At 47.7% G+C, this 13,596-nt stretch carries 13 protein-coding genes; 1 reads left to right on the top strand and 12 read right to left on the bottom strand.

Translation table 11 applies throughout. The annotated features are described in order from the left end of the window. The 10 genes from V2I46_03680 to nth all read right to left on the bottom strand — a co-directional run. A partial coding sequence (locus V2I46_03680) for a hypothetical protein (GenBank protein ID MEE4176590.1) occupies positions 1-2,299 on the bottom strand: 2,299 nt, incomplete at its 3' end. Between the two features lie 21 nt (positions 2,300-2,320). Beyond that, positions 2,321-2,575: a hypothetical protein gene (locus tag V2I46_03675; protein ID MEE4176589.1), complete on the bottom strand. Its 255-nt coding sequence runs from the start codon at positions 2,573-2,575 to the stop codon at positions 2,321-2,323. A gap of 115 nt (positions 2,576-2,690) precedes the next feature. After that, on the bottom strand, positions 2,691-3,806 hold the full coding sequence (locus V2I46_03670) for a gamma-glutamyl-gamma-aminobutyrate hydrolase family protein (protein MEE4176588.1): 1,116 nt from the start codon (positions 3,804-3,806) through the stop codon (positions 2,691-2,693). A gap of 17 nt (positions 3,807-3,823) precedes the next feature. Further along, positions 3,824-5,041 (bottom strand): hypothetical protein, encoded by a 1,218-nt coding sequence (locus V2I46_03665; GenBank protein MEE4176587.1) that lies wholly within the window; start codon positions 5,039-5,041, stop codon positions 3,824-3,826. Between the two features lie 12 nt (positions 5,042-5,053). Beyond that, positions 5,054-5,998: a calcium/sodium antiporter gene (locus V2I46_03660; protein MEE4176586.1), complete on the bottom strand. Its 945-nt coding sequence runs from the start codon at positions 5,996-5,998 to the stop codon at positions 5,054-5,056. 128 nt (positions 5,999-6,126) lie between these two features. After that, a complete protein-coding gene (rpmH, locus tag V2I46_03655; GenBank protein MEE4176585.1) occupies positions 6,127-6,282 on the bottom strand; it encodes a 50S ribosomal protein L34 in 156 nt (51 codons plus the stop codon). A gap of 670 nt (positions 6,283-6,952) precedes the next feature. Continuing rightward, positions 6,953-8,413 carry an aminoacyl-histidine dipeptidase gene (locus tag V2I46_03650; protein ID MEE4176584.1) on the bottom strand — a complete coding sequence of 487 codons (1,461 nt, stop codon included), beginning with the start codon at positions 8,411-8,413 and terminating at the stop codon, positions 6,953-6,955. Between the two features lie 7 nt (positions 8,414-8,420). Next, entirely contained in the window at positions 8,421-8,801 is a 381-nt protein-coding gene (locus V2I46_03645; protein MEE4176583.1) for a PqqD family protein, read from the bottom strand. Positions 8,802-8,877: 76 nt separating this feature from the next. After that, positions 8,878-9,321, bottom strand: a complete 444-nt coding sequence (gene bcp / locus V2I46_03640) for a thioredoxin-dependent thiol peroxidase (protein MEE4176582.1) — start codon at positions 9,319-9,321, stop codon at positions 8,878-8,880. 273 nt (positions 9,322-9,594) lie between these two features. Then, the gene (gene nth / locus V2I46_03635; protein MEE4176581.1) at positions 9,595-10,239 is read right to left on the bottom strand and encodes an endonuclease III; all 645 of its coding nucleotides are present in this window, start codon (positions 10,237-10,239) and stop codon (positions 9,595-9,597) included. Positions 10,240-10,435: 196 nt separating this feature from the next. Here nth and V2I46_03630 point away from each other — a divergent pair, with 196 nt between their 5' ends. Then, on the top strand, positions 10,436-11,107 hold the full coding sequence (locus V2I46_03630) for a DNA alkylation repair protein (protein MEE4176580.1): 672 nt from the start codon (positions 10,436-10,438) through the stop codon (positions 11,105-11,107). 83 nt (positions 11,108-11,190) lie between these two features. Here V2I46_03630 and V2I46_03625 read toward each other — a convergent pair whose 3' ends face one another. Further along, on the bottom strand, positions 11,191-11,631 hold the full coding sequence (locus V2I46_03625; GenBank protein MEE4176579.1) for a hypothetical protein: 441 nt from the start codon (positions 11,629-11,631) through the stop codon (positions 11,191-11,193). A gap of 252 nt (positions 11,632-11,883) precedes the next feature. Then, positions 11,884-12,762 (bottom strand): hypothetical protein, encoded by an 879-nt coding sequence (locus V2I46_03620; GenBank protein ID MEE4176578.1) that lies wholly within the window; start codon positions 12,760-12,762, stop codon positions 11,884-11,886. Positions 12,763-13,596: the final 834 nt, after the last annotated feature.

Genomic DNA, 13,596 nt, shown 5'->3' with positions numbered 1-13,596 from the left:
GCCCCCGCAATAGATAATTAACCCGCAGGGGGGGCGCTTTCTCTCCATTGATCCTGACCACCCATCCTTCGGGATAATAGATCTCTGAAAAAACAGCCAATTGGTCTGTTCCTGTTTGGTATTGATATTTCAGGTAATTGGGCTGGTATTCAATAAGGGAAATGCTTGCAAGAGAATCAGGCACCAAAGTTTGCCCCTCCAGTAGTCCGGCAAAATCCTTATGGACAATGGCGGTAGTCCCTGGTTCAAATGCATCCAGGGCCAAAATCTCTTCATCAGCAGTCTGAACGGTTTTCGTATCCTGAACAAACCACGCATTCCCAAGGGCACCGGGGTTTAAGCGCGCCACTGGCTGACGGTTTTCACCGGGAACGATCACGTATTTGGTGTTCAGCATGTTCAGCACGGCCATATTGCCTGGCTCTATGTAGAATTCTATCAGGTCCTGGTAGCGCTGAAGCTTTGCACCGTGGTACCCGCCAAGCGATTTATGGAACCAGGAAGTGGACGTTTCATTGAAGGTGTTTGTCGCTCGGTTCAGTACCCTGAAGTGGGGGTCGGGATCCTGCAAGATCTGCAGATTGGCTTGGGTGGGCTGATAAGGGGTTTCAACAAGCCTGCGGGCCTGGAAATTGCTGTCGTTCAGATAACGCTTATTAACCGGCCACATGTCCAATACAATAAGACCGGCTATCAAAAGCACAAAAACAGTCCCTTTTATTTTTTTCAGGGAGAATAGGAGGGTGACCCCGGCGGCAATTACTATAAAGAGTGCACTGCGAATGGCATCAGAGCGGAAAACTGCTATGCGTGCATCTTCCAGCTGGGCCAGGAAGAGGTTGATTTGTGCCGAGGCCTGTTGATTTTGGGCAATCTGACTGGCGAAGTATTCCGATTCCATTTGGCTGGTAAACTTGAAAAATACCGTAGGCGCTATGTAGAAAAGGAAGGCAATGCCAGCGGTTAAGCCCAGGGCGGTGATAAACTCCTTACTCTTTATCTTAAGCAACTCAGGTTTCTGATACAACTGATGGAGCCCAAGGAAAGCCAGGGCGGGGATGGTAAACTCGGCAATCACCAGGGTCATCGAGACTGCCCTGAACTTATCATACCCGGGAATAAAATCAATGAAGAAGTCCGTCAGGGGCATGAAGTTCTTCCCCCAGGCCAGCATAATGGAGAGGATGGTGGCCAGCAACAGCCCCCACTTCAGCGGGCCTTTTACAAAGAACACTCCCAGGATAAAGAAGAACAACACGATGGCGCCAACATAAACAGGACCGGAGGTGAAGGGCTGATCGCCCCAGTAATGATTCTGCTGGCTGACAAATTCACGAAACTGGGGGTCCACCGCTTGCATCGCTTTGGGAATCTCACCCAGGGCGCCTGTGGCACCTCCCTTGGCATTGGGAATGAGCAGCGAGAAGGTTTCCCCGATACCATAGCTCCAGTTGGTGATATAGTCTTTTGACAGGCCGCTTGTTGGCTCGCGGTCACCAATGGTTAATTCTGAACCTCCCCGCATGGTCTCTGAAGAATAGACAAAAGTAGCCCAGAAGTTTCCAATGTTAAGTCCGGCGGCAATCACCAATCCGGCCAGAAGCACCAGCAGGCCTTTGGAAAAACGCAGCAGTTGCCCTTCGCGCAAGTGCTGGTAAAACTCAAAAAGCCCATAAAATACTACGATCCATGCCAGGTAATAGGTGATTTGAAAATGGTTGGCATAGAGTTGCAGCCCCATAAAGATGGCAAACAACAAGCCTCCCACCAAGCGTTTCCCCCTGAAGGTGTATATGATGGAAGCCATCACCGGGGCCATATAGGCTATGGCCACTGCCTTGGAGTTATGCCCCGCTTCCAGGATGATGAAATGATAGGACGATAAGGCAAAACCTATCGCCCCTAACAGGGCCACCCAGGGGTTGACCCTTAGCAATAACAGAAAAATGAAAAACCCGATGAAATAAAGGAATATCATATCGGCAGGGCGGGGGAGTCCAAGGGTAAGGATCTTGTGGAATAATCCTGACACATTGTAAGCCCATTTAACCGATATCTGGTAAGCAGGCATCCCTCCGAACATCGAATTCGTCCATAAGGCTTCTTTGCCCGTCTCCTCACGATAATCTTCAATTTCCTTGGCCATGCCCTTGTAGTTGACAATATCGGACTGGAGCAACCGCTTGCCTTCCAGGATGGGGCTGACGTATATGATTGTCAGCAACGCAAAAAGGGCAATGGCAATCAGGTATGGTAGAAGTTCCTTAATACTCGGAAACCTGTTTTTTTTGCTTTCCATAGTTTCAGCATTCCTTAGGGTTTATTCCTCTTTGATGTCTTCAAAATCAGTGTATTCTCCAAGCTTATTGGTGTCGGGCTGGTCCTGATCCTCCTTGTAGCTTATGGTCATCTCTCCAGCCTTCTTTTTCTTCTTTTCCTCGTACTGGGGATTATCCGCATAGAACTTTTTTTTCGCCCGTTCAATATACCTCTTTAAGAGCCAGGGAAATACATAAGTAGTGAGTACCCTGAAAATCAGGTATATGATTACAATGGTGCCAATGAATTTCAGCATGATGCAGCAGTAGGGACTGAAAACCCGCAGGTTTTTTCAGCCGTGTTGAAAACTAGCGGTCAAAGTTACGAAATTTAGCAGATCAGGACTTATGGTTTGCCTGCTTTTGCCGGAGTCATTCCTTTTCAGGAAAATACCAACCGGCAATATGTTTCCAGAATTTGTAGTGAAAGTTTTCGCCAAGCTCACCCGGATAAAGTTCAAGATAACTTTGGTCACCCGGTTCATAGGGAACCATGGTTATTTTGTTTTCCCTCTGGTAGATGTAAGGCATTTCGGGATGAAACTGAACCCCCAGTACATGGGGATATTTCTCATGTTCAAGGGCTTCCACGATTTTTCCGTCCATCGACCAGGCGGTTACCTTCAATCCCTTTCCAATCTTATCGGCTGCCTGATGGTGCGAACTCAACACATAGGGAAGTTGAGGCTCGTCCTTGTTGATTTCGGCCAGGTGTCCCGAAACGATATCGACCTGGTGGGGTTCGTAATAGGAAACCGTATGGTCGAGGCTGTAATTGGTCTGGTAATTCCTGTGCCGCATCTGATGATCGGTTTCAAGGATGTCCTCAATGGCCTGCAGCCCATAAATCTCTGTGGGAATGTCCTGGACCATCGTGCCTCCTGTGGCCACGTTCATACTCTGCATCCCCAGGCAAATACCAAGGATGCCATACCCGGGTTTCTCTTCGAGGAAAGGCGTAAAACCTTCATTCTGCGAGCCGCCCAGCAAATGGAAAAGCATGGAAATCTCCAGGAAATGCCGGTTGGGATCGGTAACCACGGTAAGCAGATCCATTGGCTCCCCGTAAGCTGCCGGGGGAATATCCGGCCCGCCAAAAAAGATGATGCCTTCTGATTCCTCAAAGACTTCCCGGAAAGCAGGCGTGCATGCATTCTCCGAATAAAGATTCCCGGGATTGAGTATAGGTGAAATGCCCATTAGGGCAATATTCTCAATACCCTGCTCACGCAGGAATTCAGCGCTCTGCTGGTAATCATAACTGCCACTTTCGTGGTATACCCCAACCACCCTGAATTCTTCCGGAAGGGGAAAGATTCCTTCTCCCTTCAGGAACAGGAAAGTCCTGAGGTTATTCACCGTGGGGTGCATGATTACAAAGTGCTTTTCCCCTTCAACGAAAACAGGGGTTTCAATAACAGGTTCCTGCGAAGATTTGCAGGCCTGTAACATTAACAGCAGGATCAGGATCCATTTGATTTTCCTCATCATTATCATTTTTGGGGTTAAATTCCAAAATGGGATTGGTAAATGTTTTTCACTTGCAGGTCAATCCAGCGATACACCTCGTCCACTTCCTTCTGTGTGGGCAGGGTAGTCCGCCATTGTTCAAGGTGTTCGTTCGTTCTTTTAATGATCGCCTGGTTCTCTGGGATCAGGCGCTGGGTGATTCCTGTGCCGTCAGCATTGTAAGCCCGGGTGGCGTTCAGGTAGTATTTTGTCGAGCCCCTGGTGGAAGGCACCAATTGCTTTTTCAGTTCCAGAGCCTTGTCACATACCGGCGCATGCTGGCTGCCAGCGGCGGTGATCATTTGCGGGAGCGTCCCCTTGGGCGTGATCCATACCGGGATGACCACTGAGGCCAGGGGGAAACCTACCATGGACCACATCGTGGTGAGCAGGGGTGATTCTTCTTGCCTGACGCCCTGCACGATGACCGATGCCGAAGAGTAAAAACGGTTGGTGCAGTCCTGGAAATAAAAGAAATGATCCTCATCTTCGGGGTATTGCAAGCCTTCCCGGGCGCTCTGACGGCTGAGAGGGTTTTCTGCCGCGATGCAAAAATGCTCTACCATATAGGGTACCGTCAGGTTGTTCGTTGCCGAAGCCCGGTAAAACATTTTCTCGGCGAACTCAAACCGGATATAACCTGCCCCATCATGAGGATCTCCCGTAAAGGAATAGTTCGTCCGGACAACATAACCGTGAGGCGCCACCCGCTGATCATTCACATCGATCTTTGTCCACGTATAGTTATCTGTTTCAAAAAAGGCCGCTCCGCCCAGGGCATCGATCACCCCGAAATTGGCTTCAACGCCCAGGGGTTTCCCCTTGTCCTGAAGAAACTGCTCAAAATCAGCCACCGTAGCACAGGTGAGCAGGGCCTCCTTCATCAGCACGCCTTCCAGGTCGGCCAGGGCGGTGGTGTCATCTCCCTTGAGGTTGTAGGAAGCCGAGTTCATGATGGCAAAGCCTGCCTCATTAAACCCCACCCAGATATGCTCCGGCAGGGTATCCTGAGAATTGACCAGGGCCATGGCTTTGTATTTCCCGGTTCCAAGGTAAATAACCTTATTGTCAAGGTCATCTGCATCACGGTGTTTCCAAAGCAGGGGCCTACCGTCGGGGGTCGCCTTGCCTGAAACCACAGCCACCGTGCAGGCCTTGATGGGATGAAGGCTAATGAGCAGGAAAAGAAAGCCAAGAATGAATATTTTTTTCATAACCAGTTTATTTTAGATGATCAGGTAACCCATATAGGCCAAAAAAGCAGCGAACAGAAAAAAGCCTTCAATACGTGAAATCTTTGCCCCGGACCGCATCAACGGAATAAGGACCAGGGAGAACCCTATCATTACCCCAAGGTCAATATTACTGATCCCTGTGGTTTCGATGGGCCGGATCAGGCCTGCCACCCCAAGAATGGCCAGGATGTTGAATATGTTCGACCCAACCACATTGCCAACGGCAATGTCGCTGTGCTTCTTCAGGGCAGCCACCAGTGAGGTGGCCAACTCAGGAAGACTCGTGCCGGCTGCAACGATGGTCAGCCCGATGAGGGCCTCACTGGCACCCAGCGCCCTGGCAAGGCCTGTAGCTCCATTGACGAGCAGCGAAGATCCCCCGGCCAGGACAGCAACACCCAGGAAGATATAGAACAGATCCCATTTTAGTGACGATAACTTCTCAGGGATGTCTTCTTCAAAAATATTTTCTGCAGCTTTCTTTTCTTCCTTTCGCGACTTGACAACATTAAAGGCGGTATAACTTATGGCTCCTGCCAGCAGGAACAGGGCCTCCCATCTCCCAATGCGCTGATCGAGAAAAAAGACGATAAATACCAGGGCAGTGGCCAGCATCAGGGGCGTATCAAACTTCAGCACCTGCAGATGCACCCTGAGGGGGAATATCATGGCGGAGAGCCCAAGGATTGCCCCGATGTTGAAGATATTCGATCCCAGAACATTCCCAATGGAAATGCCCCCCTGGCCTTTCAGCGTAGCCATACTGCTTACCAGCAACTCGGGCATACTAGTTCCGTATGCCACCACGGTTAAGCCAACCACCAGCGCTGAGATGCCCATCCTGACAGCCAGTGAGGAAGCCCCCCTGACCAGAAATCCGGCACCAAAATACAACATTACCAGGCCAGCCAGGACAAAACCAATATCGACGACCATAGGATGAGAATTTGCTCAGGAGGTAAAATTATGATTCTTTTACTTAAAATGTCCTGCAGGCATAAAAAAAAGATAACCCGCCGGGAGGCGAGTTATCTTCAATAATAAACCTAATTTTTAACCAAAACCTACTTATGAGTCTTTTCGTCAGACACGGAAAGCTTGTTGCGGCCTTTGGCACGACGGGCAGCCAGTACCCGGCGACCATTTTTCGTGGCCATGCGGCTTCTGAAACCGTGCTTGTTCTTTCTTTTTCTTACTGAGGGCTGAAATGTCCGTTTCATTATTCCAAATATTTTTCAGTACGTTATCTTTAACCTGAACCCTGGCTTTTTTCGCTATCTTTTGAAACGGTTTCTTCCCCGCTTCATTTTCAGGACTGCAAAGATAGATAAATTATTTTTTCTGCCAAAAGCTTTTTCAGAAAAAAATTCACAACAAAAAAAGCTAAGCCGGGAAGTTGGTTATCATGTTCTCTTCAGGCCAAAATTACGCAAAATTCAAATGCTCAAGCATAAAGCCCTGACTGTCTTTTTTCCAGAAAGGGGAAAGCTTCTTCATGCACACCCAATAAGCAGGAGGCTTTTTATATTTTCCCTTAAGATCCAAACAGTTTTAACCAATTTGTGATTAGGACTGATTTGCTTTCTTTCCCTTATGAGATCATTAAAAACACCCTGCCAGGATGTTTCCCCGAACCTACCATGATCATAGTTAATACGGAGTTTGTACGGTTTAAACCGTACAAACTCCGTATTAACTCCGTATTAACTATGGGAATGGGATTGCCTTATAAGGAGAAAGCCTTGAAAATGAAGTGCATACGAAACCACGGATTTTGAGTCTGCGCAGGGGTAGAAGTGGAAAAAATCTTTCAGGACTTCAGCAGCCAGCCAAAAAAAAGACTGCCCCAACGATTCGGGGCAGCCTTCTAATACAGAATAAAATGCTTCCTTATTTTTTAGGCGCATGTTTCAGGGTCTCTACCAGGTATTCATAGAAGAGCCCTACGGTTTTAATGTTCACTTTCTCATCGGGTGAGTGGGGATTGCGAATGGTTGGCCCGAAGGAGATCATATCCAGTCCCGGATAATGACCACCGAGGATGCCGCACTCCAGGCCAGCGTGGATCACCTTCTGAGCGGGAATCTTGCCCCACTTGTTCTGGTAAACGTCTTTCATGGCCTGCAGGATGGGCGATTTAACATTGGGTTTCCAGCCGGGATAAGAACCCGATTGCTTCACCTTGGCGCCAGCCATTTTGAAAACGGTGCGCATCATATTGGCCAGGTCTTCCTTGGCCGAATCCACTGAGCTGCGCTGCAGGGATGCTACCTCGATCTTGCCGTCCTTCGACTTGATGATGGCCAGGTTGGTGCTGGTCTCAACAATCTCGGGCATATCGCTGACCATACGCAGGGCGCCGTTGGGGCAGGCATAAATGGCATTCAGCAGGTTTTTGGTGGTCTTGCGGTTGATGATGAAAGCAGGCATTTCAGTTTTTCCAGCCTTCATGCTGAAGCCGGGATCTACATCACCCAGTTCCTTCTTCACGATACCGTCAAGCTCAGCCACCAGTTTTTCAAAAGCAGCGGCTTTCTTTTCGGGAACGGTTACGATGGCAGTGGCTTCACGGGGAATGGCATTGCGGAGGCTGCCCCCGTCAATAGAGGCCAGTTCCATGTCCATATCGCGGAAGGCAGTCCACATCAGGCGGTTCAGGATCTTGTTGGCGTTGCCACGACCCAGGTTGATATCCAGGCCAGAGTGGCCGCCTTTCAGCCCCTTCACTTCAACTTTATAAGCCACGTGGTCTTCGTCAACGGCCTTTTCCTTGTATTTGAAGGTGGCAAAGGTGTCAATGCCACCGGCACAGCCGATGTATAATTCGCCTTCATCTTCCGAGTCAAGGTTGATCAGGATGTCGCCCTGCAGCAGCCCGGGCTTTAACTCATTGGCACCGGTCATTCCGGTTTCTTCGTCAATGGTCAGCAATACTTCCAGTGGGCCGTGCTCCAGGTTATTGGCTTGCAGTACGGCCATGGCTGCGGCTGCGCCAATCCCGTTGTCAGCACCCAGGGGGGTGCCTTTGGCCTTCACCCATTCGCCGTCAATTACAGGCTGGATAGGATCTTTTTCAAAGTCGTGAACGGTGTCGTTGTTCTTCTGGGGCACCATGTCGAGGTGTCCCTGAAGAATGATGCCCTGGCGGTCTTCCATCCCGGGGGTGGCAGGCTTGCGGATGATCACATTGCCCACGTGATCCACAATAGTCTCAAGCCCCAGTTTCTCACCAAAGTTCTTGGCGAATTCAATGATTTTGGCCTCCTTCTTCGAGGGGTGGGGAATGCTGCAGATATCTTCAAAGATAGCCCACAGTGCTTTTGGTTCAAGGTTGTCTAGTACTCTGCTCATGTTATAATTATTTAATGATTTCACGAAAGATCAAAAGGTCCTGGTTGTATAGCTGGGAAAGGAAACGGGTGATCCTGTCCTCGGCGGGTTCAATTTTTTCACCCAATTTTTCACGCATCTCATGGCAAATGGTCCTGACATTTTTCTGCCCGTCGCAGGCAAGCCAGACGGCTGACCCCAGCTCATCGAGCGAGAGCTTGATGTAGGGGCTCTTTAACCTGGGCTGCAAGAGTTTTCCGGATAGCTTCCCACGAAAACGCGGAATGAGCACCCTGACCGTTCCTTCTTCTTCCAGCTCGTGCTGATGTTGGGGCAGGGGAGTCAGGTCCAGAAAATTGGAGTGCTTCAGGACTTCACGCCGCTTGAAATATCCGATTTTTTCATACATAGACGCAAAAATAAGTCAAAAAAACAAAAGGTTGCTTGTTTGGCAACCTTTTATTCCTGTTAGCTGTTAGAATGGCTTAAGCTAAAAACTGGGCCGCGTGGTTCTTGGTATCGACTTTTTCAATCACCTCGCTGATCACCCCTTTTTCGTCAATGATAAAGGTGGTGCGGTGAATGCCGTCATAGGTGCGTCCCATGAATTTTTTGGGTCCCCAAACGCCGTAGGCCTGGAGTATCTCTTTCTCGGTATCAGCGATCAGCGGGAAGGGCAGCTCGAATTTCTCAATGAACTTCACGTGCGACTTTTCATTGTCGGCACTTACGCCAACCACCTTATAGCCCTGCTTCATCAGCACATCATAGTTGTCGCGCAGGTTGCAGGCCTGGGCCGTGCAGCCCGGGGTGTTATCCTTGGGATAGAAATACAACACCAGTTTGCTTCCCTTGAAATCAGCCAGCGAAAGGGTATTGCCCTGGCTGTCTTTTCCTTTAAAATCAGGCGCTTTATCGCCGGGTTTCAGATGCGTCATATCGTTTGGTTTTTTATTGGTTTTCTGCTTAAGAAACAGATTCCGGGTTAAAAAGTTCAAGGTTTAAGGTTTAAAGTTCAATGATAACCAGGGAATCTGCAGGCACGAACTCCCCCTTTGGAGGGGGTTGGAGGGAGGTTGTTGGTTTCAGGTTTCCGGTTCAATGGTTAGCAAATCAAAAATCATCAATCATTAATCTAAAATCAAAATCAACCTTAAACCTTGAACCTTGAACCTTGAACCTTAAACCTTAAACCTTAAACCCTAACCCCTAACCCTTCCCTGATAATACTTACACGCCTCCGTCAGCGGGCATTCCTCGCATTTGGGACGGCGGGCCTGGCAAACATATCGCCCGTGCAGGATCAGCCAGTGATGGGCAATGGCCACCTGATGGGTGGGGATATAGCGCATCAGTTGCCGCTCAGTCTCCAGGGGCGTTTTGGCATTGGTGGTCAAGCCTATCCTTGCCGAGACCCTGAACACGTGGGTGTCCACCGCCAGGGCGGGCTTATCGTAAACCACAGAAGCGATTACATTGGCGGTCTTGCGCCCCACCCCGGGCAGTTTCATCAACTCCTTCACATCACTTGGTACGATGCCCCCGAATTCATTGACAAGCTTCTGCGCCATCCCGATCAGGTTCTTTGACTTGGCATTGGGGTAGGAGCAACTCCTGACCAGGGCAAACACCTCCTCGGGCTGCGCCAGGGCAAGCAATTCCGGAACAGGAAAACGCTCGAAAAACGGCGGGGTAATCATATTTACCCGCTTGTCAGTGCACTGTGCTGAAAGAATCACCGCCACAAGCAAATGATAAGGGTTCTGGTACACCAGTTCCGTCTCCGCCACCGGCTGATGCGTGGCAAAATATTCTAGCACAAAGGCAAAGCGTTCTTTCTTCGTCATAATTCCCTGTGAAACATTGGCGAAAATAAAGAAATTTTTAACTTTGATAAACAAGTTTCATTTTTCATGACCAGAATTCCAGAATATTGGTCTGAAGTTACCCCAGGAATTGATTGAAATCCCTAAACTGAAAAAACCTCAACCTTAACCTTAACCTCAACCTCAATCTTAACCTTAACCTCAACCTTAACCTTAAATGCATTCTTACATCCAACCCCTCGCCCAGGCCTATGCCCAGCACGCCAACCTGGAAAATGCCTTCTGGATGAAGAAGTATATGAAGAACCAGTTTCCGTTTTTAGGCATCAAGACGCCTGACCGTACCCGCATCAACAGGGCTTTCTTTGCCCAGTATGGCCTGCCGGAGTTCAGGGAACTGGAGGTCATTGTCGATGAGCTGATGCTGCAGCCCCAGCGTGAGTATCATTATTTTGCCATCTCCCTGGTGGGAAAAATGAAAAAACAATGGACCCCCGACACCTGGAAGTTGTTTGAGAAGATGATCCTCACCCATTCGTGGTGGGATACTGTGGATGCCCTGGCAGGAGGTACCGTGGGGCATTACTTCAGGCGCTATCCCGGGCTCACTGAGCCGGTCACCGCCCCCTGGAACCGCAGCGAAAATATGTGGCTCATCCGCACCAGCATCCTGTTTCAGCTTAACTATAAGCGCGACACCGACCAGGAACTATTGTTCAAATACATCAGGCCCCACCTGGGCAGCAAGGAGTTCTTCATCCAGAAAGCCATTGGCTGGGCCCTGCGACAGTATGCCCGCACCAATGCCGAGGCCGTCATTCAGTTTGTAAACGGCCATGAGCTGGCTCCCCTCAGCCGCAGGGAGGCCATGAAACACCTGAAGGGGTAAACCTTCCTTGCATCTCCCTTTTGGGAAACCCGCAGGCAAGCAAATTAAATGCTAAGGAATAGCTGGGCAAAAGCTTATTGAATTCAGCCCTTTTCAGGATTGCTCCTTTTTTGGATACTCATCCTGATCCAGTCGTTGCGTTTCACCACCAGCCGGAAAATCGACAATAGCATTAACAGGGCCCCGGTTCCGATAAAGAAGTTCCTGATGGAGGGTAAGTCAATGTAATAAATGTTCCAGATGCAAACCGCGATGAGCGGCAATTCAAACAAAGGGTGAAACCGGTAAAGGAATCCAGGGGCTTTTGAAAATTGAATCTCCATTTCATCCCCAAGCTCAACCATTGCCTTGCGGCTGCCATAAAAGCGTGTGCTGGCCTGTATCTCCGCCTGGTTCACATCTACCCGGACCTCTGCTGATTCTCCCTGCTTCAGGCTGGCAAGTTGCACACCGTTTACCAGGATCTGGTACTGTGTTTCACTGTAAACAGCTTCCTTGGGACGTGAAAAGCTCAGGGTTTTCATAGGTTCAGGGTTTTGGGATATCCTTTACATTCTGCATCGTTCATTGTACCGGCTTAAAAATGATAAACCTGGTTAATACTGTTCCTTCAATCTACTGAATGGTCTTTCTGAATAATGCATGCTAACTTTTTCGTATATGAAAAGTAGGCGGCTTCGGCGAAATTCTCGTTCAGTTTGCGATGGACCTCTTGCGTGCTGTAACCCTTTTTTATTGGCTCCTAGCCTATTTAGCATATACATTGTTGTATGCTTTTATATCTCTTGCAGTTTTTCCAGCATTTCTTTTGTTGACTTACTGTCAGGATTTAACATAAGCGCTTTTTTGTAGTTCATAATTGCTTTATCAATCTTTCCTGTTTCTGCCAGCATTTCGCCGTAGCGATGATATACCTTCCAACTCTCAGGAAATAGACGAATGTTCAATTCTAAAATCTCAGTTGCCAGACTGGACGCATCAAGACGTAAGTAATGATATGCTATTTGGGTTATTAGAGTTTCTAAATTAGGATAAAGCTGTTTGTAATAATTTTGATTTTGTTCAATAATAGCGCAAGCTTCTTTGACATCAACCCGGGGATTGAATTTAAGATTGAGCAAATAATCAGAAGGGATCCATTCTTTGTTTAGATCATGGTCCAGCCAGTCATTAATTAACTTTGAATAACTCTCTGAATATTCTATTCTGGAAACCGAGGTTAAAGCATCTACTTTTATTTCCGGTTTAGGTAGCCAGTCTCCACCACCGGCTGTTACAACCAATAAAATTTTATTTGTAGAATCATTTTTTAAGAAATTATTAATTTTTTTATTTAATCGAATAATAAAAGAATTAATAATTAATATTCTATCCCAATTATCACTGTCTGTTTCGGAAAGCTCATCCACATCAATTACTTTAACATAAACAGATTTGGACTTGAGAGAATCACATAGATCTTTTACGAGTATGTTTTTAAATGCTGTACTTTGAGTGGCGATCAGTACCTTTTCTTTTGGATTGGTTACATTAATTTCATAAGAATCTGCTGTTCGGGGGTAAAACTTATATACATAGATTGCAAATCCAAGGATAATTATTGCGAATATCCCACCTAAAATAATACATGATATTTTTATGATTTTTTTTCTCATAATAATTTCAATAAGAATTTTAATTGATATACACAGTTGTAATGTTATAATAGCACACAACGTGCAATTAACGCAATAAATATAATACTTTCGTAAATACCCGATTAATAACGTTCGGTTATTTACATAAAAAATCCTCATTAATTGCAATAACTCATTAATTGTATGCACATTAGGTTTCGTTTTGGTTTTATTTTTTTTTCATATACGAATATTTATTTATACTTGGGGCGATAAAAAACGACGATCTGATCAATGAATTTGAGCGGAAGATGATCGTTCAAAGATCCAGTCAAAGCGCCATTCAAAATTACAAACGTGTGGTCAGGGGCTTCCTCCGGCTGCTTGAAAAAAACCGGCGGCTTCGCGAGCTATCCTTGCGATTGATTCCTTGCAGCCCCGAAAAATCAATAGCCCCGGCATTTATGCCGGGTAAACCAAAGGTTAATCACCATAAGAGGCTTTAGCACCAACCGAATTAATTTGGGTTAAAACCCCATGGGTTGTTGCGCCCTTCCTTCCGTGGCCTGAAGGCTAGGGCTATTGATTCTGGCAATGCTGGAAACCAACAGGCACAGCATTCATGGCGTGTAACTTAATGCCAGCCCTTCGGGCTGGGAAGGGGAGGGGGATACCTGTTTTTCTATCGCTATGCCACCCCTGACGGGGTGGAAATCCGTTTAATTTAAAGGAGTTCATAGGAAAGCCATGCATTCATTTCCCATCCAGACTTGCACCTCGGAGAGGTGCCACAGCGATAGCCCAGCCATTACCCCTGCCCAGCGCGCACCCCGTGGGGGTGCCACAGATAGATTGAACTTCCTGGTTTTATTT

The organism is Bacteroides sp. (assembly GCA_036351255.1).
GTDB lineage: Bacteria > Bacteroidota > Bacteroidia > Bacteroidales > UBA7960 > UBA7960.
This window is presented reverse-complemented; position numbering and strand designations above follow the sequence as displayed.

What these genes read in the sequence shown, in the direction of transcription:
- V2I46_03670 (MEE4176588.1), bottom strand. Translation starts at nt 3,806, where the DNA reads ATGAGGAAAATCAAATGGATCCTGATCCTGCTGTTAATGTTACAGGCC.
- V2I46_03620 (MEE4176578.1), bottom strand. Translation starts at nt 12,762, where the DNA reads ATGAGAAAAAAAATCATAAAAATATCATGTATTATTTTAGGTGGGATA.
- V2I46_03630 (MEE4176580.1), top strand. Translation starts at nt 10,436, where the DNA reads ATGCATTCTTACATCCAACCCCTCGCCCAGGCCTATGCCCAGCACGCC.
- nth (MEE4176581.1), bottom strand. Translation starts at nt 10,239, where the DNA reads ATGACGAAGAAAGAACGCTTTGCCTTTGTGCTAGAATATTTTGCCACG.
- V2I46_03645 (MEE4176583.1), bottom strand. Translation starts at nt 8,801, where the DNA reads ATGTATGAAAAAATCGGATATTTCAAGCGGCGTGAAGTCCTGAAGCAC.
- V2I46_03625 (MEE4176579.1), bottom strand. Translation starts at nt 11,631, where the DNA reads ATGAAAACCCTGAGCTTTTCACGTCCCAAGGAAGCTGTTTACAGTGAA.
- V2I46_03660 (MEE4176586.1), bottom strand. Translation starts at nt 5,998, where the DNA reads ATGGTCGTCGATATTGGTTTTGTCCTGGCTGGCCTGGTAATGTTGTAT.
- V2I46_03675 (MEE4176589.1), bottom strand. Translation starts at nt 2,575, where the DNA reads ATGCTGAAATTCATTGGCACCATTGTAATCATATACCTGATTTTCAGG.
- V2I46_03650 (MEE4176584.1), bottom strand. Translation starts at nt 8,413, where the DNA reads ATGAGCAGAGTACTAGACAACCTTGAACCAAAAGCACTGTGGGCTATC.
- V2I46_03665 (MEE4176587.1), bottom strand. Translation starts at nt 5,041, where the DNA reads ATGAAAAAAATATTCATTCTTGGCTTTCTTTTCCTGCTCATTAGCCTT.
- rpmH (MEE4176585.1), bottom strand. Translation starts at nt 6,282, where the DNA reads ATGAAACGGACATTTCAGCCCTCAGTAAGAAAAAGAAAGAACAAGCAC.